Annotated in this window: 18 protein-coding genes; 5 read left to right on the forward strand and 13 right to left on the reverse strand. The window is 55.0% G+C overall.

The window, feature by feature from the left end:
* Window positions 1-107: 107 nt before the first annotated feature.
* From HPY30_15545 to HPY30_15605, 13 genes are all read right to left on the reverse strand, one after another.
* Window positions 108-932 (reverse strand): FAD/NAD(P)-binding protein, encoded by an 825-nt coding sequence (locus tag HPY30_15545; GenBank protein ID QYZ67269.1) that lies wholly within the window; start codon window positions 930-932, stop codon window positions 108-110.
* Window positions 929-1,960: a 4Fe-4S dicluster domain-containing protein gene (locus HPY30_15550; GenBank protein ID QYZ67270.1), complete on the reverse strand. Its 1,032-nt coding sequence runs from the start codon at window positions 1,958-1,960 to the stop codon at window positions 929-931. The genes HPY30_15545 and HPY30_15550 overlap by 4 nt, the downstream gene beginning before the upstream one ends.
* 5 nt (window positions 1,961-1,965) lie before the next feature.
* On the reverse strand, window positions 1,966-3,006 hold the full coding sequence (locus tag HPY30_15555; protein QYZ67271.1) for a 4Fe-4S binding protein: 1,041 nt from the start codon (window positions 3,004-3,006) through the stop codon (window positions 1,966-1,968).
* Window positions 3,006-3,452, reverse strand: coding sequence for a hydrogenase iron-sulfur subunit (locus tag HPY30_15560; protein QYZ67272.1), 447 nt, complete (start codon window positions 3,450-3,452; stop codon window positions 3,006-3,008). The genes HPY30_15555 and HPY30_15560 overlap by 1 nt, the downstream gene beginning before the upstream one ends.
* Window positions 3,453-3,468: 16 nt before the next feature.
* Window positions 3,469-5,415, reverse strand: coding sequence for a CoB--CoM heterodisulfide reductase iron-sulfur subunit A family protein (locus HPY30_15565; GenBank protein QYZ67273.1), 1,947 nt, complete (start codon window positions 5,413-5,415; stop codon window positions 3,469-3,471).
* Window positions 5,412-5,981: a pyruvate ferredoxin oxidoreductase gene (locus tag HPY30_15570; protein ID QYZ67274.1), complete on the reverse strand. Its 570-nt coding sequence runs from the start codon at window positions 5,979-5,981 to the stop codon at window positions 5,412-5,414. The genes HPY30_15565 and HPY30_15570 overlap by 4 nt, the downstream gene beginning before the upstream one ends.
* A complete protein-coding gene (locus HPY30_15575) occupies window positions 5,982-6,980 on the reverse strand; it encodes a 2-oxoacid:ferredoxin oxidoreductase subunit beta (GenBank protein QYZ67275.1) in 999 nt (332 codons plus the stop codon).
* Complete coding sequence (locus HPY30_15580; protein QYZ67276.1) at window positions 6,977-8,143, reverse strand: 2-oxoacid:acceptor oxidoreductase subunit alpha; 1,167 nt, start codon at window positions 8,141-8,143, stop codon at window positions 6,977-6,979. Before HPY30_15580 ends, HPY30_15575 begins: the two co-directional genes overlap by 4 nt.
* Window positions 8,136-8,396 (reverse strand): 4Fe-4S dicluster domain-containing protein, encoded by a 261-nt coding sequence (locus HPY30_15585; GenBank protein ID QYZ67277.1) that lies wholly within the window; start codon window positions 8,394-8,396, stop codon window positions 8,136-8,138. Before HPY30_15585 ends, HPY30_15580 begins: the two co-directional genes overlap by 8 nt.
* Before the next feature lie 10 nt (window positions 8,397-8,406).
* Window positions 8,407-9,285 carry a CoB--CoM heterodisulfide reductase iron-sulfur subunit B family protein gene (locus HPY30_15590; GenBank protein ID QYZ67278.1) on the reverse strand — a complete coding sequence of 293 codons (879 nt, stop codon included), beginning with the start codon at window positions 9,283-9,285 and terminating at the stop codon, window positions 8,407-8,409.
* The gene (locus tag HPY30_15595; protein QYZ67279.1) at window positions 9,282-9,689 is read right to left on the reverse strand and encodes a 4Fe-4S dicluster domain-containing protein; all 408 of its coding nucleotides are present in this window, start codon (window positions 9,687-9,689) and stop codon (window positions 9,282-9,284) included. Before HPY30_15595 ends, HPY30_15590 begins: the two co-directional genes overlap by 4 nt.
* 49 nt (window positions 9,690-9,738) lie before the next feature.
* Entirely contained in the window at window positions 9,739-11,472 is a 1,734-nt protein-coding gene (locus tag HPY30_15600; protein ID QYZ67280.1) for an FAD-binding protein, read from the reverse strand.
* A gap of 102 nt (window positions 11,473-11,574) precedes the next feature.
* A complete protein-coding gene (locus HPY30_15605; protein ID QYZ67281.1) occupies window positions 11,575-12,321 on the reverse strand; it encodes a 4Fe-4S dicluster domain-containing protein in 747 nt (248 codons plus the stop codon).
* A gap of 574 nt (window positions 12,322-12,895) precedes the next feature.
* Between HPY30_15605 and HPY30_15610 the strand changes: the two genes are divergently transcribed.
* The 5 genes from HPY30_15610 to HPY30_15630 all read left to right on the forward strand — a co-directional run bounded on the left by HPY30_15610 (window position 12,896) and on the right by HPY30_15630 (window position 20,565).
* Window positions 12,896-13,453, forward strand: a complete 558-nt coding sequence (locus HPY30_15610; GenBank protein ID QYZ67282.1) for a hypothetical protein — start codon at window positions 12,896-12,898, stop codon at window positions 13,451-13,453.
* A 436-nt stretch (window positions 13,454-13,889) separates the two neighbouring features.
* The gene (gene sbcD / locus HPY30_15615; protein ID QYZ67283.1) at window positions 13,890-15,119 is read left to right on the forward strand and encodes an exonuclease subunit SbcD; all 1,230 of its coding nucleotides are present in this window, start codon (window positions 13,890-13,892) and stop codon (window positions 15,117-15,119) included.
* A gap of 9 nt (window positions 15,120-15,128) precedes the next feature.
* A complete protein-coding gene (locus tag HPY30_15620; protein ID QYZ67284.1) occupies window positions 15,129-18,815 on the forward strand; it encodes an AAA family ATPase in 3,687 nt (1,228 codons plus the stop codon).
* Window positions 18,816-18,887: 72 nt separating this feature from the next.
* Window positions 18,888-19,730, forward strand: coding sequence for an alpha/beta hydrolase (locus HPY30_15625; GenBank protein QYZ67285.1), 843 nt, complete (start codon window positions 18,888-18,890; stop codon window positions 19,728-19,730).
* Window positions 19,731-19,950: 220 nt separating this feature from the next.
* On the forward strand, window positions 19,951-20,565 hold the full coding sequence (locus tag HPY30_15630) for a hypothetical protein (protein ID QYZ67286.1): 615 nt from the start codon (window positions 19,951-19,953) through the stop codon (window positions 20,563-20,565).
* Window positions 20,566-21,171: the final 606 nt, after the last annotated feature.

The raw sequence follows: 21,171 nt of genomic DNA on the forward strand, positions 1-21,171 counted from the left end.
GTCCCCTTAACGCTCTAATATATTGTTTCATAAGCATTTAGCTGACCTCGGCACAGAAAGTCGCGGATAAATCCACGATTTCTCAGCGGTGAAAAGCTACGCGATAATTAGTATTCTTGCGGCAGGCTCCTTAGCTCAGACCAGGAATAGACTGGGCCCTTTACACAGACATAGTCCTTACCCACGTTGCAACGTCCGCATTTGCCGACGCCACACTTCATCTTGTTTTCGATGGTGGTGTAGATCTGTTCGTCCGCAAAGCCCAATGCCTGCAGATTCTGGATGACAAACTTTATCATGATCGGTGGGCCACAGGTAATAGCAATGGCGTTATCGGGTGACGGCGCCTTGTCCATCAGGTTGGCTGGAACAAAACCCGTATAACCCTGCCAGTCCTCCTCGGGAGCATCGACTGAGAGTTGCACTTCGGCAGACGCCTTGAGCTTCTCAAAATCGGTCTCGTACATGATGTCGCTGGAGGAGCGGGCACCGTAGAAAACGGTGATCTTACCGAAGTCCTCACGTCGCGCCACTGCTGTCTGGATCACCGGCCAGATCGGGGCCAGGCCGACGCCGCCGCCGATGAAGACCAGATCCCGGCCCTTCCAGTCATCCAGGGGAAACTGGTTGCCGTAGGGGCCGCGGATACCGATGAAGTCGCCGATTTTGGCAGCGTGAAAGGCCGAGGTGACTCGCCCCATCTTCATGATGCTGAACTGCTTGTACTCTTTGACCAGCGGCGAAGAGGCGATTGATATCATCGATTCGCCTTTGCCGAACATCGACAGCATGGCGCACTGACCGCAGTCGTGCTCGAAACCGTCGTCGTTCGGGAATTCGACCTTGAAGGTCTTGATTGCCCTGGCGCCCTGGGTCTCCTCATCGATACCGACGATGCGTCCAATCTTTGGAAGATAGATGTTGTCCGTCATGATTGGCTTACTCTCTCCAAGACCGCGACAATGTCGATTCCGACCGGGCACTCCGTAATACAGCGACCGCAGCCCGTGCACTGCTGAGTTTTATGGTTTTCGACGAAGTAGAGAAATTTGTGGCTGACCCGTTGCCGCAGACGGGAACCAAGGTCTGCCCTGGGATTATGTCCCGATGTGTGCATGGTGAAGTCTGGGAACTGACAGTTGTCCCAGGTTCTCACCCGCTCGCCCTCCCCAGTAGTCGGGCTAATCACTTCGTCGTTGATGTCGAAGCAGTGACAGGTCGGACAGAGGAAGGTGCAGATGCCGCAACCGATGCAATGCTGTGCCATATCGGCCCACAGCGGAGAGTCGAAGCTCTCGCGGATTGCCTCGGGAATGGCGTCCAGATTACCAAGGGGACGCTGGGGATGACTGCGTGAGGTATCGTGAACCTTCTCGGTCTCGGCCTGGTCACCGTCGCGAACCGCACCGAAGGCGTCGCGGCCCCGTTCCATGGCCTCCACTCCCTTCACCGTGATTCCCTTGACATGGAACCGGTCGCCCAGGTCGGTCATCAGAATGTCGAGACCGTCCTCGGAGTGTGGCGAACCGCCAACCGATTGACAGAAGCAGTTGGGGGAGTGAGGCTGGTTGCAGGCCAGACCGACCAGGGTCAGCTTGTCCCGTCTCGCCCAGTAATAGGGGTCTTCGAACTCTTTATTGAACACCGTGTCATTGCGGGGCATGCCCCTGCCATCGCAGGGTCGTACACCGAACACTACCGTGGGTTTTGGATCGGGCAGGGTCGCGGTCAGCACCGGAACGCCGTCCTTCTTTTCGAAACGGAAGAAGACCTCACGTTGGGGGAAGACGAACTCCTTGACGGAGCCGATGGTGTTGGTGTGAGAGAGGTCGATATCGGTGCCTGCCTCGACCCTGGCGTAATTCCAGACCGAGTCGGCAAAGGCGGGAGCGTATACCTCGCAGTCGTCGAGCATATCGACCCACTCCCTGAGTTTTTCCTGGTTAAGGATCTTTTCCATGGGAGCTACCTGATAAAACTATTGGGATCTTCGTCCCGGAAGGACGACAGCAGTGAGGCCTGTTCGATATCGTGTCCCGCCTGGTACTCGAACATCTCGAATGCCTCTTTTTCAAGTTTGGTATTGAGCAGACGTAGCGGGATATTGACCGGGCAGACCCGCTCGCATTCGCCACAATCGATACAACGGCCGGCCAGGTGAATGGCCCGGGTTAAGTGATAGACAGCGCTCTCAGAGGTGTTTGCCGAACGTTCGCACCAGCGGATGCGGTTGGCCTTCTCCTCGGCGCTGGTTCCCAGCGTGACCACGAATGTGGTGCTGTCGACCACGCACTCAGGGCAGTAGCACATGGGACAAACTGCGCGACAGGCGAAACAGCGCAGACAGCGATCAAAATGGTGCTCCCAGGTCGCCCAGCGCTCGTCCGCAGAGAGGCTCTCCGCTGCCTTGGCCGCGTGGAAGGGCTCGTCAAATTCGCGAGCTCCAACCGCCTCGCCAAAAACGATGTCATTCAGCGTTGGAATGGCCGCTCGGCATTCAAGGCAGCGGTCGGCCAAAACCTCTTGTGCGGGTATGACGGTTTCAGTTTCTTCGCCGTACACCCTGACATTGATACCGTCGGCGCCGTAAAATGAGACCCGGCTCGCCGTCCTGCCTTTCAGCTTGGCGGACAGTTTCCTCGGATCGACGACGCCTGTGCCTTCGCAGGAGACACCGATGACCACCACATCTTCACGTTTGAAATAGTTCTCCTGCAGCAAAACGCCGATGGCGCGGCTGTCGCAACCCTTGGCGACGATACCAACAGGACGGTTGTCGGGGGTTTTGGCTGCCGCCTGCTGTTTGTGGTCTTTGACAAGATAGAGCGTCAGATTATTCAGGCAGGTGGGATCCCAAACCAGGGAAGCAGCCTCTCCGACATCGGTTATAGTGCAGGGTTCGGCAAAGGCGCTTGCTGAGCCACGTCGAAAACCCAACACCGACTTGACCTCTCCCTTCCCCAGCAGATTGGCGGCATAGTCCCGAATCTCTTCTACGTTGACCATCAGCGCTTCGCCTTCAATCGGTTCTGGGGACCCAATACGCGAAGATCCTCAACAAATTCGTCGACCACTTCTGCAAATTTTGCCCCCTCGGCGGCCGAGACCCAAGACATGCGGAAGCGCTCTGACTCAAGGCCGATAAACTGGAGCAACTCCTTTACCAGATAAAGTTTGCGGCGGGCCAGGTAGTTTCCTTCCATGTAGTGACAGTCACCTGGATGGCAACCGGAAATCAGTACGCCGTCCGCCCCTTTGTTGAAGGCGGAGAGGATAAACATGGGCGACACAGATCCCGAACAGGGAATGGTGATGGGTGTGGCGTTTGCCGAATATTGAATACGCGACACACCGGCCAGATCGCTGCCGGCGGACGAACACCATTTACACAGGAAAGCCACAATGCGTGGCTCGAACTCCTCTGCTTTAGTCACTTTCGACGGGTTCGACACCTGAATCTTCCTCCAATTACGCCATGATGGCGCTGATCATTTCGTGAACCTGAAGCTGGGTGACGTTCTTGACGTCGATGGCGGCGCGTACGCAGACGCCCGCGCAGGAGCCACAGCCTTCACACAGAACCTCGTTAACATGGGCCTTACCATCCACGAGGGCAATGGCATCATAGGGGCAGGCGTCGACGCACATCTCGCAGCCGGTGCACCAGGGGTCTCTGACCTTCGCCACCGTCGGGCTGTGCGCCAGCTGATCCTTGGAGAGCAGGGCGATGACCTTGCTGGCGGCAGCGCCCGCCTGACTGACCGTCTCCGGGATATCCTTCGGACCCTGGGCGGCGCCGGCGAGAAAGATGCCTGCTGTCACGCTCTCCACCGGTTTCAGCTTCGGATGTGCCTCGGCCAGGAAGCCGTCCTTGTCGCGTCCTATCTTCAGGATCTTGGCGATCTCGGCAGTCCCCTTGGAAGGCTCCATCGCCTGGGCCAAAACCACCATGTCGGCATTGATCTCGACGTTTCGCCCGGCCAGGGTATCGACGCCCATCACCTTGAGTTTGCCGTCTTTTTCGTAGACCTTGGAGACCCTTCCACGCAGGTAGATTACGCCGTCATTCTCCATCGAGCGCTGCACGAACTCCTCGTAACCCTTGCCGCCGGAGCGGATATCGATGTAGAAAATATAGGCCTGCCCATCGGGGACATGGTGTTTGTAGAGGGTTGCGTGCTTGGCTGTGTACATGCAACAGATCTTTGAACAGTAGGCGCAGTGGTTCTCCGGATCCCGCGAACCGGAACACTGAATGAAGACCACCTCTTTGGGCACCTTATGATCCGATGGCCGCAGAATATCGCCTTCGGTGGCGCCTGAGGCCGAGCAGAGACGCTCGAACTGGAGACCGTCGAGCACATCCGGGTAGCGCCCACCACCGAATTCCCCCATATGTTCCATGCCGTAGAGATCGAATCCGGTGGAAACAACGATCGCCCCGATATCTTCCTCGGTGACAGTCGGCTTCTTGTCGTAATCAATAGCCCCGACTTCGCAGACCTCTTCACACTTGCCGCAGACCACGGGATCGAGGCCGAGGCAGGCCTCTTCATCCAGGGTAAAGGAGGCAGGAATCGCCTGGGCGAAGGGGATATGGATGGCGCGGCGGTTGGTCAGGCCCACGTCGTACTCATTAGGCACGGCGACAGGGCAGACCGGGGTGCAGTCGTCGCAGATCTTACACAGCTCGGGATCGACGAACTGCGCTTTTTTCTTGATCTTGACCTTGAAGTTGCCGACGAAGCCGGAAATACTCTCGACTTCGCTCTCGGTCATCAGCGTGATCTTGGAGTTCTTCGACACCGAGACCATCTTCGGCGACAGAATACACTGGGAGCAGTCGAGTGTCGGGAATGTCTCCGACAGCTTAAGCATGTTACCGCCGATGGTCGACTGTTTTTCCACCAGGATAACGTCGAGGCCGGCATCGGTCATATCGAGCGCCGCCTGAATGCCGGCGATACCGCCACCAACCACCAGGGCGCGGCGGGTCACAGGAACCCCTATGGGTTCGAGTGCCTGATTGTGCTGCACACGACGCACCGATGCGCGGGTGATCTTGAGGGCCTTTTCGGTGGCCACTTCCATGTCGTTATGGACCCAGGCACACTGCTCACGGATATTGGCGATCTCGCACTGGAAGGCATTGAGATCGCCCAGCTCGGAGGCATCGCGAAAGGTCTTCTCGTGCAGGGTCGGCGAACAGCAGGAGATGACCATGCCATTGAGGTCGTTTTCCTTGATGGCGTCGATGACTGCACCCTGGCCAGGATCCGAGCACATGTAGACATAGTCTTCAGAAAAAACAACACCGTCATCCTTGGCCAGCTCCTGCGCGACCTTCTTGACGTCGACAGTGGCGGCAATATTTTTACCGCAGTGGCAAACGAAGACACCGGTGCGTTTTTTCATTGCGCGTCCCCAGTTACGAGTGGCTTCTTCTCCAGCGATTCGAGCCCGTATTCAAAACCCTTGTCGAAAGCTTTTTTGTTGATCTCGAGAAAGCGGTCCGGGATCAGACCCGGCAGGGCTTTCTTCATCGCCTCCGGGGTCACAATCTTGGTAATGGCGGAGAAACAACCCAGGGTCACCAGATTGGCGAACAGACGGTTGCCCAACTCCTCTGCGAAACGGGTGACGGGTGCGGGATACATCTGTACCCGCCCGTCATCTTCCTTGGGCGTGACCAGATCAGCTTCATATATAAGGAGGCCGCCGTCCCTCAGCTTCGGCTCATAAGTGTTGTAGGAATCCTGTGACAGAGCGATCAGTACCCCCGGCAGGGTGACATAAGGATAGAGAACACGACTTTCGGAGACCACTAACTGGGAACTGCAGGCGCCGCCCCTGGCCTCAGGTCCGAAGCTCTGGGTCATGGTCGCGAACTTGTCGTCATACATCGACAGCGCCTTGCCGGTAATCAGGGCGCAACGGACGATGCCCTGGCCACCGAAGCCGGAGAATCTAACCTCATGCATCTACAAACCCTCCTCATCCACGCCCATATCCTCGGCCATCATCTGGGCCTCTTCATCTTCCATCAGGGCCTGCATCTTGGCTCTCTCCTCTGCCTCGCGCTTGGCCTTCTCCTCACGCTCAGGCTTGCTCATACCGTAGAGTTGGTAGTCGTCGCCCAGGACATTGGCATAACGCTCATTGACCGCCTCTTCATAGGTCGGTTTATCCTGCTTGACGAATCTGCCCATGGCGATATCGCTCTGGAAGTCGATACCCACTTCGCGGGTATCGACATCTTTCTCAACCCCAGCTTCCTCTTTGTAGTACTCGAGGGCATCAAGACCATCACCCAAGCGATTACGGCGCTGATAGAGCGTGGTGCAGGGGGCAATCACCTCGATGAAAGAGAAGCCCTTGTGGTTCAGCGCCTCGCGGATCGATTTCGTAATATTGCGCGCATGCAGAGAAGTCCAGCGCGCGACATAGGTTGCCCCACAGGCGTCTGCCAGAAACGGCAGACTGAAGGGGTATTCGTAGTTACCGTAGGGGGTGGTGGAAGCATTGGCCGTCAGCGGTGTAGTCGGCGTCAACTGCCCGCCGGTCATGCCGTAGGTAAAGTTGTTAACACAGATGACCATGATGTCCATGTTGCGGCGGGCGGCGTGGATGAAGTGGTTACCGCCGATACCCGTGAGATCGCCGTCACCGCTGACCACCACCACCTTCATATCGGGGTTGGCCAGTTTGAGACCTGTGGCGACGGGGATGGCGCGCCCATGGGTGGTGTGGATGGAATCAAAGTTCACGTAGCCGGCAACCCGTCCTGTGCAGCCGATGCCGGAGATCACCGCCAGCTTGTCCATGTCGATGCCGCTCTTATTGACGGCTTCGGCGAAGGAGTTGACCACGGTGCCGATCCCGCAACCCGGGCACCAGATGTGCGGCATCCGCTCCATGCGGAGGAAATCCGTCATTGGGCTCTCTGCACGGAATTTATCGATATTCACTTCAATGCTCATTTGCTGGCCTCCTTGATAGCGTCAAGGATGACTTCGGGATCATGCACCGCGCCACCGCAATGGGGGACGCTGACGACTTTGCATCGGCCGGCTACACTGCGTTCGACCTCCCTTACCATCTGACCGTAATTGATTTCCGGAACCACGATAGCCTTCACCTTGCCGGCCAGTTCCTCGATTCTCTTCTCCGCGAAGGGCCAGATGGTGATGAGCCGCATCGACCCCGTCTTGATGCCTTCTTCACGCGCCAACTGCACCGCCCGGGAGACGATTCGTGAGGTGATGCCGTAGGAGACGACAACGACCTCCGCACCATCCATCTCACTCTCATCGAGCTGAATAATCTTATCTGCGTTGGAGTCAATTTTTTCGATCAGGTGGGTAACAACTTTTTCGTTCTGCTCCACGGTAAGGTGTGGATAGCCGCGCTCGTCATGGGTGAGGCCGGTGATGTGGAACCGGTATCCGTCACCTGCTTTGACCATGGGCGCAACATCCTTGCCGGTGAACTTGTAGGGCCGGTAATCTGCCTTGGGACCCTCGTAATAGTTGCGTTCCACAACCTCTATATCTTCGGCGGGCGGTATAACAACCTTTTCGTGCATGTGACCAACTGTCTCGTCAGTCATGATGAAGACTGGAACCCGATAGGTTTCCGACAGGTTGAATGCCTCCACCGTCAGATCGAAACACTCCTGCGGTGAATCCGGACAGAGAGCAATAATCCGGTAGTCACCGTGAGATCCCCATCGTATCTGCATCATATCCTGCTGGGCGGGAAGGGTCGGCAAGCCGGTGGATGGACCGGCACGCTGGACATCGGCGATCACCATGGGGGTTTCTGTCATGACGGCCAGACCAAGATTTTCCATCATCAAAGAGAGGCCAGGGCCTGAGGTCACCGTCATCACCTTCTGCCCACCCCAGGCGCCACCTACAAGGGCCGCGATGGACGCTATCTCATCCTCCATCTGAATGAACATGCCACCGACACCCGGACAGCGCTCGGCAAATCGTTCAGCGGTCTCGGTCGACGGCGTGATTGGATAACCGGCAAAGAAGCGGCATCCGGCCGCCAATGCCCCCTCGGCAATTGCGTGATCGCCGTCGAGGAAGTGAGAACCCTCGAGTACACCTTTCGGATCGGCGGCAGTCTTACGCATTCTCATTCTCCTCTGTCTCCGCCTTGCGGGTGACGTAAATGGCGAATTCCGGACAGATCGTCTGGCAGAAATCGCAATCTCTGCAATCGTCCGGCGATTTGATGTACGGGGGATGATATCCCTTGGCGTTGTATTCGGGTGACATGGCAAGGGCATCGGTCGGGCAATAATTGACGCAGAAGCCGCAACCCTTGCACCAAGCCTTGTTGATGGTGACAACACCGGTGATTTGTTTGATTTTGCCGAATGCCATCCTGTTTCCCTCAGAGCAGACCTTTCCCGGTCAGCAGGGGACCGGGGGGCGTGTGATGGAGATCCAGCCTCAGTACCGACTCGGATCCTCCGAGGGCGATGGCCATCAGTTGCGAGAAATAGACGACCGGCATGCTATGGAAATCAGAATGGATTTTCAGGGTTGCCTCCTGACGATGGTCCAGGTTGAACGCGCACAGGGGGCAGCTTACCGCCACCGTATCCGCACCCTGCGCCTTCGCTGAGCCCAGGATTTCGTAGGTCTTGTCGGCGATGATTTCGGGTTTATCGACGGTCTGGTGGGCGCCGCAACACTCGGTTTTATGGCTGAAATCCACCGGCTCGCCACCCAGGACCGTAATCAGATCCTCAAGCACCCTGGGGTTCTCGGCATCGTCGATTGCCGCCTCGTTGGGCCGCACCAGCATGCAGCCGTAGTAGCAGGCCACGCGCAGGCCTTCGAGGGGTTTGACTACCTGCTCGCGAATGGCGTCGAATCCGATCTGATCGCGCACCACTTCCAGGACATGCAGGACATCGACATCCCCTGCGTAATCGACTGGCTCGTCATACATGAAATCATTCATGCGAGCCAGATCTTCCTCACTGGCGCGGGCGCGATGGTTGGCCCGTTTGAGGGTGTTGAAGCACATGGAGCACCCGGTCATGAGCTGCGAGTCCCCCCTTTCACTGGTGCGCAGTAGGTTGCGGACTGGCGCCACCTGACGCATCAGATCATCTGCTGAGAGGGAGTAGACGGTGCCACAGCAGTTCCAGCGATCCAACTCCACCGCCTCCACCCCAAGCTTATCCATCGCGTACAGGGTGGAGTCCTCGAAATTCCGCGCATGGTTCTTGAGCGTACAACCGGGAAAATAGCTGAGCTTCATGATGTGAACTTTCTCATGCTGCCGATGAGGGCAATGGGCGGGATGGCGCGCAGATCCGCCGCAGAAATCTTCTCCGCTTGCAGGTGATCCTGCCGCGCACGCAGCTGTATCTGGCGCATGGACTCGATCAACTCGGCAATCCGAACCCCTTTGGGACAGCGCGTATTGCAGGTCATACAGGAGACGCATAGCCAGATCGCTTCGGAATCGAGCAATTCATCTTCCATCCCCAGTTGCGCCAGCCGGATCATCTGATTCGGGGGGACATCCATATAGGCGGCCATGGGGCAGCCGGCGGAACACTTGCCACACTGGTAGCAGGCCATCAGGTTCTGGTCAGCGAGTCGTTGAACCTTGGAGGTAAACCCGCTGTTGATCTTGTCTCTTGAGACAAACACGGTCATGAGATAGCTCCTATGTCAGGGAGTAACCATGGGAGAATGTGGAAACCGCTCACTTGCCTTCCTTCCCGTTGCCGCAACCACAACCGATCCGGCTGCGCAGTATGGAGTGGCGGGCTGGGATATTGCCGAGGCGGGCCAACTGGTGGAGCCTGACGTCCTCTGGAGTATAAGAGGGCAGAATCACCGGCGAGATCAGGTCGCTGTCGATGCCCTGCTCTGTCATCTCACCATCATAGGCAATCACATGATCCAGACTAAGCTTGCCGAGCTTCACTGATTTGGAGTACTCACTGGCTTGCTTGCCGACACGGCGACCGAAGACGTTGTAGTCGAGTACCGAGTTGCCCATCAGACGGTTGCGGCCGTGGACGCCGCCCGAAGCCTCACCGGCGATAAACAGGCCGGGAATATTGGTCTCGCAACGCTCGTTGATCTCGATGCCGCCGTTCTGATAGTGGAGAGAGGGATAGATCAGCATCGGCTGTTTGACGATGTCGATGCCGTAATTATCGAATGCCCGGCACATACCGGGGAACTGATGCCTGGTGTAACCCTCGCCGTGGATCATGTCGATGAGTGGGGAGTCGAGCCATACTCCGCTGCGACCGGAGGCGGTGTCGACGCCCATGTTCCGATCGCTGCTGCACTCGCGGATGATGGCGGCGCTCTCCACGTCGCGGGGCTCACGGGGGAAGACGAAGAGTTCACCATCCTTGTTTAAAGGTTGGCCCCCGGCACCACGGATCTTCTCCGTGATCAGGAAGCCGGCAATCTGCTCTGGGTAGATGGCGCCAGTGGGATGGTACTGAACCGAATCCATGAATTTGAGGTTGGCGCCGGCTCGGTAGGCCATTACCAGTCCGTCGCCGGTGGCGCCATAGTGGTTGGTAGTGGCAAAACCGCGGATATGCAGCCGTCCGAATCCGCCGGTAGAAATCACCGTCGACTTGGCCCTGACCACCATGAACTGCTCGGTGTCGAGATTGTAAAGGACGGCGCCGGCACATTGGCCCTTGTCGTCCAGCAGCAGCTCGATGGCCGGCTCGAATTCACGGATGCTGATCTCGTCAGGGTGGTTCTCCACCTCGTCCATCAGGGTACGCATGATGACGGCGCCGATGTAGTCGCGGCAGGAGACCATGCGCTTGCGCGAGGTGCCGCCTCCATGCAGGACCTGGAGCGAACCGTCCTCCATCTTGTCCCACATGACACCCAGATTCTCCAGTTCCCTGACAACCTCCGGGCCATCCTCGGTCAGTGCTCGAACCAGCTCGGGCTTGTTATCGAAATGCCCACCGCCGATGGCGTCCAGATAGTGCCGGGTGGGCGAATCCGGGGGGGCAACGGCGGCCTGCATGCCGCCCTCGGACATCATGGAATTGGCGTCACCCAGGCGGAGCTTGGTGGCGATCATCGGTTTGATGCCGTTCTTTATGGCAGTGATGGCGGCCCAACAGCCAGCGCCGCCTCCGCCGATGATCAGCATATCGGTCTCGTAATCGGGCTTGGCGAGACTTGCCTCCATCCGCTTCGGGTCGAGCATCGAATGGGCTTCGAGGAGATCGGTGATCTCGGTGGTGAGCTGTTCACCCTTGTTGGGTCCGATGCGGATGCGGCTGCGAGCGGCGGTTGCGGAATCGGGGTGATATCTTGAGAGCACGTCTTCCCGTTCCGCCGCATTCATCGGTGGATAGACAGGCTTGTCGATCTTCGCCAGCTCCAGCCTTTTGGATCGAGTCTGATCCACCTTTTCAAGCGAATCTTTTAGATAATCCGGATACATTCATTTCCTCCGAAAGCACGCTCGTTGTCGCTGTGAAACTGCTCTTCAAGCGCCCCGAAAGTGGTGTTGTCATACCTTCCCTAATGCCGCAGGGAGGCCGCGCTACTCCGTATCTCTCGCGTAATAGCGTTCGCTGAGAGCATTCCTGTCCAAGGACATCAATTCGGCATACTCGCCGTCATACTCGCGATCCTTTATCTGCTGGATGCGGATATCGAGTTCTTTACTCTCCTTGCGCAGATAGCGTCCGTAGAGGCGCTTGCCGAGTATGGCGACCTTATGCTGGATGATCTCGGAAGGGCAGCGCAGGGCGCACAGACCACAGCCTACACACTCATAGGAGAGTTCCATGAGTTCAGCAATGTCACCGCGCATGGCGGACTGGATGTAATCCATCACCTGAAGTCCCTGTGGGCAGGCCTTGGTGCAGGTGCCGCAGGCTACGCAACGGAAGACGACTGGATAGAGCTCTTTGATGGTGTCAACGTCAGGAGTGATCGTTTCCAGGTCATAGACCGCTTTCTCCAGGGGTACTGAGGGTATCTGAGAGAGCGCCATTCCCTCCTGGACCAGGGTGGTACAGGCGAGGCCTGTATGAATCCGGTAGTCTCCGGGCAGGCGGTAGATAGTGCCGCAGGCGCCGCAGAAGCCTTCACGGCAGCCTGCTCCGCGGATGATCTGCTGGCCACTGTGCTCGATGGCCCGCATGATCGTGGCATCATCGGGAACCAGGGCGGGCTTGCCCATGATGGAAACTGTCACCATGCGCGCCTGGGGTTGCTCCGGCTTGCCGGTATTGCTCACAGCTTTGTTCTTGTCATCGGTTTCGTTTTGCTGATCGCCACTCATAGGGATTTCTCCGCCTGTGCCTATCATTCAAGCCGTTCGGCCCGATTCCGGATCCCGCTATGGAATATCCGGACACTCACTCATCCAACTTCTGCCTTGCGGTTACCCGAACGGCATGGCCGGCAGGATTTCCACAGTAATCTCCAGGTTTCTTGAAGGTCGATGCTAACACTACAGTTCGTGCAAATACAAAATTTGTTCAAAGGCAGTTACCAGGAATAGGAGAATATGCTTCTATGGCGCGCCTCCGGCCCAATTGCACCGCCCGTAGTCCAGCTCGGGTTCCTTGCCTATTTGCTGCCCCCTCGCGTTGTTCAGAGGCATTATTGGTTTTATTCTCACCAAGTCATCGAGATGCCAGCAGGTGCGTATGATTGCTCATCAATACATAAGGTATGTTTCTTGTACTGTGACGGAGTTGGCAAAAATCCCTTCGAGGAAAAACCTTTAAGCTTCTCTTAAGAAACCTGCACTAACTTGGTAATTAGGATTTTTTTCCCAAAAACATCCTGATGCCGAAAGGCCGCAGCTTTAACTGGTCTCCTAAAGAAAACAGCTATTGGAGGATGTAAGTATGTCCCTGATCAAATATATGTTGCACGTGTGTGCGGCTTCAATTCTGTTGGTATCAACAGGATCAGCTGGTCCTGTGCAACCTGATAAGCAATACAGTATTAGTGATCTCATAAACAATGCCTTACTGAGTAGGGAGGTCACAGTTCTCGTCCAGGTAAGAAAGATCACTGGAATAGATGCCCAGGGCAGACAGCAGGTTTTATATGAGAACAAGGCTGGAAAGCTTGTCCAACTTGATCTCCTTGCTTCTACGGTTCAACGTCTTGATGGCCGTATGATATCTGTCGGAAAGTATGAAGATATTCAGCTGGAACTGTCGAATGATGTCCATCTGCTTGGAAAAAATAGTGTGGTTTTGCGGACACCGTTCTTTGATCAAAAAGGCACAGCTACCATCAAGACAGAAGGTGAGATCCATGTTAGTCCGGCGCGGGTCGTTACATCACAGATAAAAATTGAGATGGGTGAATTCTCCCGCCCGTTGCCACCCGCAATGGTCCGTGCGTTATTTGCAGCGATACCTGCCAGTGGATGCAGCACGGGCGCCATCTGCTAGTAACCATGTTGTATTTTGCAGTACCGGCCAGCAGGTTAGATCTGCTGGTTTGGTGCTGCCACCAACTCTTGCCAGATGCACCAGTTCCAATCCTGGCATAGATTCCCATGACGGTTTCCTTCCAAATCAGGACACTCTGCCAAAGTCACCCGAGTGAGTCTGGTAATCCAGGTTGAATCATCCCAATTAGATGCAACAATAACAGCAGGAAAGCGAATTGAAGCCAAAGGGCCTGTTAACACTATTCGGATACCCATCGCCAGAGCCCCTTTTTTCGCAGGACAAGGCGCACTGAGCGTGGTGTACTTGCGGTACATAAACGAAAGTGCAACGCAGGCCTGCGGAAAAGGGGCCTGTCCCTCCGGGCCAACGCTGGGCATTCGCATAGTGGTAACAGGCCCTAGTAGAATATGCACCATTTTGGTGAGGCAATGGAATGAAAATCCTCCATACATCAGACTGGCATATTGGCCGGGCACTTTATGGACGCAAACGCTACCAGGAGTTCGATGCGTTCCTCTCATGGCTGGCGGAGAAAATCGATCAAGAGCAGGTGGATGTACTGCTCGTGGCTGGCGATGTCTTCGATACAAGTACACCGAGCAATCGTGCTCAGGCGCTCTACTACCGGTTCCTGTGCCGTGTGGCAGCCTCATCCTGTCGCCATGTCATTGTGATTGCGGGTAACCACGACTCTCCCTCATTTCTGAATGCCCCCAAGGAACTCTTGCGCGCGCTTAACGTTCACGTCATCGGCTCGACCGGCGAGAACTGCGAAGATGAGGTTCTGCTACTGCAAAATCGTGAAGGCTCCCCGGAACTTATCGTTTGTGCAGTGCCCTATCTGAGAGATCGCGATATTCGAGTGGCGGAAGCCGGTGAGAGTATTGACGACAAGGAACAGAAACTGATCGAGGGCATACGCACCCACTATGCTGAGGTGTGTGACCTGGCTGAACAGAAACGTAACTTGTTGGGTACCGAGGTTCCCATTATTGCCATGGGGCATCTCTTTGCCGCCGGGGGACAAACGGTTGATGGTGATGGTGTCCGCGAGCTATATGTCGGGTCACTTGCCCATGTGACTTCGGGAATCTTCCCGGAATGTGTCGACTATCTAGCGCTGGGCCACCTCCATGTCCCTCAGAAGGTCAACGCCTCAGAGATCATGCGCTATAGTGGGTCTCCACTGCCGATGGGCTTTGGAGAAGCCGCCCAGGAGAAGAGTGTCTGTCTCATAGTGTTCGCTGGCAGAGAAGCGACAGTGACGCTGATCAAGACACCGGTTTTCCAACGGCTTGAGCGCATACAAGGTGGCTGGGATGAGATATCCGCCCGGATTCTGGCGCTGTCCGCAACACAAAGCCAGGCATGGTTAGAGATCGTCTATGTAGGCGGGGAAGTGATCGGTGACCTGCGTGAACGACTCGAAGCTGCGATAGCAGAGACCAACCTGGAGGTTCTTCGTGTGAAGAATAACCGGATAATAGATCGGGTGCTCAACCGAATTCACGATAACGAAACCCTCGACGATCTGAACGTCAATGATGTCTTTGCTCGTTGTCTTGAGGCCCATGAGGTGCCGGAAGCTCAGCGCCCTGAACTTCTGCTGGCCTATCAGGAGACCATTACCGCTCTCAACCAAGCCGATGCCCAGGCAGAATAGAGACGGAAAATGCGCATACTGCTGGTACGTTTCAAGAACTTGAACTCGCTTGCCGGTGAATGGGAAATTGATCTGGCATACCCCGTTTTTTCATCCGACGGTATCTTTGCCATAACCGGGCCGACCGGTGCGGGCAAGACGACGATCCTCGATGCTGTCTGTCTCGCGCTTTATGGCCGAACGCCTCGTCTCAACAAGGTTACCAAGAGCGGGAACGAGATCATGTCGCGGCAGACTGGTGAGTGTTTTGCCGAAGTGACCTTTGAAACCCAAGCGGGACGATTTCGTTGTCACTGGAGCCAGCACAGGGCACGCAAAAAACCAGGCGGGGAATTGCAGGCGCCGAAACATGAGATTGCGGATGCGGATTCAGGCCGGATACTCGAGGCAAAGCTTCGCGGTGTTGCCGATCAGATTGAAACGGTTACCGGTATGGACTTCGACCGTTTCACCCGCTCCATGCTGCTTGCGCAGGGAGGTTTTGCGGCTTTTCTGCAGGCGGCACCTGACGAACGTGCTCCCATTCTGGAACAGATTACCGGCACAGAGATCTACAGTCAGATCTCCATCCAGGTTCATAAACAACGCGCTGGTGAGCGTGAAAAATTGGATATCCTTCAGGCTGAGCTGGCAGGGATGCAACTGCTGAGTGAAGAGGATGAACGGCAGTTGCAAGCAGGCCTTGAGCAGATGGTTCTTCAGGAAACCGCTCTGAATCAGGATATTGATCAGAACAATCAAGCCATAGACTGGCTGGATGGAATCGAATCTCTTGAAAAAGAGTTGGGCTTGCTTGCTAAACAGAAGCAAGACATGGAGATACGCCTGAAGGACTTTCAGCCTGGACACGAAAAGCTTGAACGGGCAACGCAGGCTTTGGAATTGGCAGGCGATTTTGCCAGTTTGAGTTCGCTGCGTCGTGAGCAGGAAACGGATCAGCAACGCCGCAAAGCGTGTCAGCTGGCTCTGCCAGAACAGGAGGCCGAGGTTAACAGGGCCGAAATTAATATGAAGCTGGCCGACGCACACTTGGCGCAGCAGAAGCATAAACGTGAAGAGGTGCTGATTGTTATTCGCAAGGTTCGGGAACTGGATCTTAAACTGCGGGAGAAAACAGCGCCTGTTAAGACGGCTGAAGATGGCATCTTTGAGATGGAACAAACCCTGGATAATCTGCGTACAGAGTTTCGTGAGGAAAGCCAGGTTCTGAAGGAACAAAAGATAAACTTTGAAGAGGTTCAGAAACTTCTCTCTGCAAGCGAAGCGGATAGAGGACTCGTCGAACAGCTCGCCAGAATCCTGAGTCAGTTCGACAGGCTTCGTGAGCTGGATGGAAATCTTCTCGACAGGGCAGGGGAGCTGGCTGCAGCGGAGGCCCAAAAGCAGGAGGCAAATCGGCTGTGGAATGAACATATCCAAAAGCTGCAGGCACAGAAAGAGGTCTTGGAAACCCATCAGGCGAAACTGCTCCAACAGCAGAGTGACCTGGCAGATATTCTGGCTGAGCGAAAGATTACGCAGTGGCGAGACTCCCTCTCAGAACTCAAAGAGAGAGGGACCCTGCTGAATGAAGTCAGTGCGTCGTTGAAATCGCTGACTGAATTGCGACACACCCTCATAGGACTAACTACCCGGCACGAAAAACTCACTGCAGAAGATGTTTTGCTGGAACAGCAGATTCAGGCATGGCTTGAAAAGCACGCAGCCTTCGAACGTGAGTTGCAGCTGCTTGAAACAGAGCTCTCCCTGCTTAAAAAGATTGAGGATCTTGAGGAAGCCCGGCACCAACTTCAGGATGGTAAACCCTGTCCACTTTGTGGTGCAGAGGAACATCCGTATGCAGAAAGAAATGTCCCTGTCCCGGACGAAACCAGAGCTGCGTTGAGTCGTGTGAGAGCGAATCTTAAGCAGGCAAATGAAACCGTTACAGGGTTGAGAGTCAAACAGGCGAGAAACCTGAAAGATCTTGAGCAGATCTTAATCCGGCAGAAGGAAACCACGGACAAGATTGGTAGTGGGGATGAGCGGATACATGAAGGGCTTGAGATGCTTTCAATTGATGGCCCTGATAAGGATGGAGGTGATGAATTGGGTGCGGTATTACTGCGCTTTCAGCAGGAGAACGAGGATAATCTGCAAAGCACATCAAATGTCGTACAAGCTGTAGAGGTACACGAAAAAGAGATCGGCACTTTGCGCGATTCTCTTGAAAGTTCAAAAGATGCAGTAATCCAATCGGAGCGGGATACACTGGCCGCAGCCCACGCAAAAGAGTCTGCCGAGCAAGCGGATGAGCGTGCGAAAAAGGCTTTGGAAATGCTCTCTACCCAGTTTCAACAGGCACAGGAGGATGCGCTGCGTGATGTTTCATCCTATGGCGTCGACAGTCTGGCTATGAATGCGCTGGACCAGGTGCAGTCTGAGTTAACCTTGCGGCGCGATCGCTGGGTTTCCCGGCAAGCAGAGATGGCCGAGCTTGAGAGGCGTATCTCGACCCTGGAACTCCAGACGCAGCATCAAACCAGCCAGATCAGCCGATCCGAAACTGAACTGAAAAATCTGCGGAGTGGCCTTGATATATTAAGACAAGAGCGGGATTCACTGACCCGCGAGCGGAGGGGGATTTTTGGTGACAAGCGCCCGGATGACGAGGAGTCTCGTCTATCTTCAGCCATCAAAGACAGAGAGAAACACCTCGAAGATTCACGCGGAGTTTTCAATTCTGCGACCCAGGAACTCAGCAACCTGAAAAGCAGAGTTGAGGCGATTGTAAAGGCTATGCTTGCCAGGGCAGAGCAATTAAAAACCGGGGAGGAGAGGTTTCATGTCCGACTTGGGCAATATGGTTTTACCGATGAAACCAGCTACCAGGCTGCCTGTCTACCCGAAGAAGAACGTAACAATCTGATGCAGCAGGCCCAGCGGCTGGCAACTGAGCAAACAGAGTTGAATGCAAGGAGCCGGGATAGATCATCATTGCTGGATATCGAACGAAAAAAACAGACGACGGATCAACCTCGCGACATACTCAAGCAGGAGTTGGAGGCACTTGTAAACCGCCAAAAGAGCCTCCAGCAGGAGGTTGGCGGCATGCGGCAGAAGTTGCACGACAATGAGAGTCTGAGGCGCAAACAACAAGATCGAGCCAAGCTGATCGACGCACAAAAACGTGAATGTTCGCGCTGGGATCTTCTACATGAACTCATCGGCTCGGCAGATGGCAAGAAGTATCGCAACTTCGCCCAAGGCTTGACCTTCGAAATGATGGTCGGGCATGCCAACCGGCAACTGCAGAAAATGACTGATCGCTACCTACTGATCAGGGATGATGGGCAGCCGTTGGAACTCAACGTGGTGGATAACTACCAGGCGGGTGAGATTCGTTCAACCAAGAACCTGTCGGGGGGTGAGAGTTTTATCATCAGTCTCTCCCTGGCGCTTGGTCTCTCCCAGATGGCCAGTAAAAACGTCCGGGTGGACTCACTGTTCCTGGATGAAGGGTTCGGCACCCTGGATGAAGAGGCTCTGGATACAGCTTTGGAGACCCTCGCCGGCTTGCAGCAGGATGGTAAATTGATCGGTGTGATCTCCCATGTCTCAGCCCTCAAGGAGCGCATTGCCACCCAGATAGAGGTAATGCCGCAAGCGGGTGGAAGAAGTACGATCAACGGACCTGGATGTGTCAGAGTGGAATAGCGGTTTGGGTTATATGGGTATCCGCATAGTGTTAACAGGCACCAAGGTGAAGTAACAGAGGAGCATCGTCCAATGCCGCGTTTTTCGCTGGAGAGTCTATGGCCGTTTGTGGCGATAGTGGTGGCGGTCTATGGGGCACTGCTGCTGATACTCTATTTTTCCCAGTCCCGTTTGCTCTACTATCCCAGTTTGCCTTCCAGGGCGATCATGGCTACGCCAGATCAAGTCGGGCTGAGTTTCGAGACGATCAAAGTCACCACCGATGATGGCATAACCCTGCACGGCTGGTTTCTGCCGCTCGAAAAGCCGCGGGCCACACTGCTCTTTTTTCACGGCAATGCCGGCAATATCTCACATCGCCTGGATTCCCTGGAGATTTTTCACCGGCTTGGGCTGGCGGTACTGATCTTCGATTACCGCGGCTTCGGTGAGAGCGAAGGCCGTCCGACAGAAGCGGGAAATTACCGGGATGCAGAGGCCGCATGGCGCCTGCTGACTGAGCAGAAGAAGATACCTCCGGAGGATATACTGCTGTTTGGCCGTTCCCTGGGGGGCGCTGTCGCCGCCCGTCTCGCCTCAAGTTATCCAGTCAGAGGCCTGATTCTGGAGTCTGCCTTTACTTCAGTGCCGGATATGGCAGCAGACCTCTACCCCATGTTTCCGGTGCGTTGGCTGTCACGTTTCCAATTTGATACCAGGGCTTATCTTGAATCTGTCATCTGCCCGGTTCTAGTGGTTCATAGTCCGGACGATGAAATCATCCCTTTTAAGCATGGGCAGCAGCTCTACCAGGCGGCCCGTCAACCGAAACGGTTTCTGGAGATCGGCGGAAGCCACAATATGGGGTTCCTGCAGAGTGGCAACAGTTACCGGGAGGGACTGGAGCGATTCATTACAATGAGTGACCGTAGGTGATTGAAGCATACGTGTCGTCATAGCCCTGGGAGGGAATGCACTGCTACGCCGTGAAGAACCCTCTATAAAAATCGCAATCGAAAAAAACATCTCACACACTGTACCTCCACAAGATTTTGCAGTTTTCAGCCAGGTTTCAGCTTGTCAGTTTAATATTTCCAACAGAAAGGAGTTTTTTGGGATGTAGTCCGGCAAGTATGCCGTTTTTTGGAGAGTCGATATGAAGATGTTATATAAATCAGTTTTTACGATCCTGTTGAGTGGGGCGGCATTGTTTGCCGCGGCTCAGTCGCCCAGTTATCTTCAGCGGGGACCTGTACCGTTTGAGGCCTATGATCGCGATGGCAGTGGAGTTATTACTACAGATGAATTCAATGCCCTTCGCAACGAGCGAAGGGCAGCACGCGCCGCCGAGGGGCTGCCGATGCGCAATGCAGCCAAGGCCCCAACATTCGAACAGTTAGACCTCAATGCAGATGGCGTTCTGGGTTCTGACGAAATGGCCGCATTTCGGCAGCAGCAGATGTCACAACGGCCCTATGGAAAGGGAGCTGCCAAGGGGGCTGAGATGGCTTCCGGGCGTGGTGCAGGCAGGGGGCGGAATATGCCCTCATTCGCTGAATTCGATCTTAATGGTGACGGTGCCATGACCGAGGATGAATTCATCGAGGCTCGTGGTCAGCGAATCAGCGAACGTGCCAAGCAAGGCTACATGATGAGAGGTTTGAAAAACGCACGGCCTTTCAGTGAAGTCGACCTGGATGGCGATGGTGTGGTGAAAGAGTCTGAGTTTCTGCAGATGCAGGCACTGCATCGCCAGTCACATTCTCAATAGGTGTTTTCATGGCGGCCAGGGAAGGCCAGGATGATATCTTTCAGGGAGAAGTGTGAGTGTGCGGCACTTGGTCTATTCATGGTCTGGAGCAGCGGGTTGCACCCTGCGCTCGTCATGCCAGCCATTGACCTCTTCCAGATCAAACGTCAATTTGCTATTGCCTCTGAACGCCTGAGCATCATCTGCCTGAGTTTCTTTACTCAACGTCATGCATCTGGGCATTAAATCAAGATTTCTTACCGCCTTCGCTCAGTTAGTCACAACCCACCGTTCTTCGATTCCGCGAACAACCATTTTTTATCCATGAGTTTTTGCGGGTTGACAACCGGATATTCCTTACTAATTTACTAGGTTATAGCCACTACAATAATAAAGTAGAAATAAGCAAAGGCTATTTCATCACATCATAGACGGCTGGGGTTCACTTTTATTTACGAGAGGTTACTTCTATCCTCCGCCTGTCTTCGGGGATTTGCCAAGGAGCATGCATAATGAAAAAGGTGATAGGATGTTTTGCCGTACAAGTCTAATTGTCCTTCTTATCCAATTTTCCAGCTTCGGAGCACTGGCACAGAATGCCTCAGTAACAGTCGATACCGTACGCTG

This window comes from Gammaproteobacteria bacterium (ex Lamellibrachia satsuma), assembly GCA_019623805.1.
In the GTDB taxonomy this organism is placed as follows: domain Bacteria; phylum Pseudomonadota; class Gammaproteobacteria; order Chromatiales; family Chromatiaceae; genus QGON01.

What these genes read in the sequence shown, in the direction of transcription:
- HPY30_15545 (QYZ67269.1), bottom strand. Translation starts at nt 932, where the DNA reads ATGACGGACAACATCTATCTTCCAAAGATTGGACGCATCGTCGGTATC.
- HPY30_15550 (QYZ67270.1), bottom strand. Translation starts at nt 1,960, where the DNA reads ATGGAAAAGATCCTTAACCAGGAAAAACTCAGGGAGTGGGTCGATATG.
- HPY30_15555 (QYZ67271.1), bottom strand. Translation starts at nt 3,006, where the DNA reads ATGGTCAACGTAGAAGAGATTCGGGACTATGCCGCCAATCTGCTGGGG.
- HPY30_15565 (QYZ67273.1), bottom strand. Translation starts at nt 5,415, where the DNA reads ATGAAAAAACGCACCGGTGTCTTCGTTTGCCACTGCGGTAAAAATATT.
- HPY30_15570 (QYZ67274.1), bottom strand. Translation starts at nt 5,981, where the DNA reads ATGCATGAGGTTAGATTCTCCGGCTTCGGTGGCCAGGGCATCGTCCGT.
- HPY30_15575 (QYZ67275.1), bottom strand. Translation starts at nt 6,980, where the DNA reads ATGAGCATTGAAGTGAATATCGATAAATTCCGTGCAGAGAGCCCAATG.
- HPY30_15580 (QYZ67276.1), bottom strand. Translation starts at nt 8,143, where the DNA reads ATGCGTAAGACTGCCGCCGATCCGAAAGGTGTACTCGAGGGTTCTCAC.
- HPY30_15585 (QYZ67277.1), bottom strand. Translation starts at nt 8,396, where the DNA reads ATGGCATTCGGCAAAATCAAACAAATCACCGGTGTTGTCACCATCAAC.
- HPY30_15590 (QYZ67278.1), bottom strand. Translation starts at nt 9,285, where the DNA reads ATGAAGCTCAGCTATTTTCCCGGTTGTACGCTCAAGAACCATGCGCGG.
- HPY30_15595 (QYZ67279.1), bottom strand. Translation starts at nt 9,689, where the DNA reads ATGACCGTGTTTGTCTCAAGAGACAAGATCAACAGCGGGTTTACCTCC.
- HPY30_15600 (QYZ67280.1), bottom strand. Translation starts at nt 11,472, where the DNA reads ATGTATCCGGATTATCTAAAAGATTCGCTTGAAAAGGTGGATCAGACT.
- HPY30_15605 (QYZ67281.1), bottom strand. Translation starts at nt 12,321, where the DNA reads ATGAGTGGCGATCAGCAAAACGAAACCGATGACAAGAACAAAGCTGTG.
- HPY30_15610 (QYZ67282.1), top strand. Translation starts at nt 12,896, where the DNA reads ATGTCCCTGATCAAATATATGTTGCACGTGTGTGCGGCTTCAATTCTG.
- sbcD (QYZ67283.1), top strand. Translation starts at nt 13,890, where the DNA reads ATGAAAATCCTCCATACATCAGACTGGCATATTGGCCGGGCACTTTAT.
- HPY30_15620 (QYZ67284.1), top strand. Translation starts at nt 15,129, where the DNA reads ATGCGCATACTGCTGGTACGTTTCAAGAACTTGAACTCGCTTGCCGGT.
- HPY30_15625 (QYZ67285.1), top strand. Translation starts at nt 18,888, where the DNA reads ATGCCGCGTTTTTCGCTGGAGAGTCTATGGCCGTTTGTGGCGATAGTG.
- HPY30_15630 (QYZ67286.1), top strand. Translation starts at nt 19,951, where the DNA reads ATGAAGATGTTATATAAATCAGTTTTTACGATCCTGTTGAGTGGGGCG.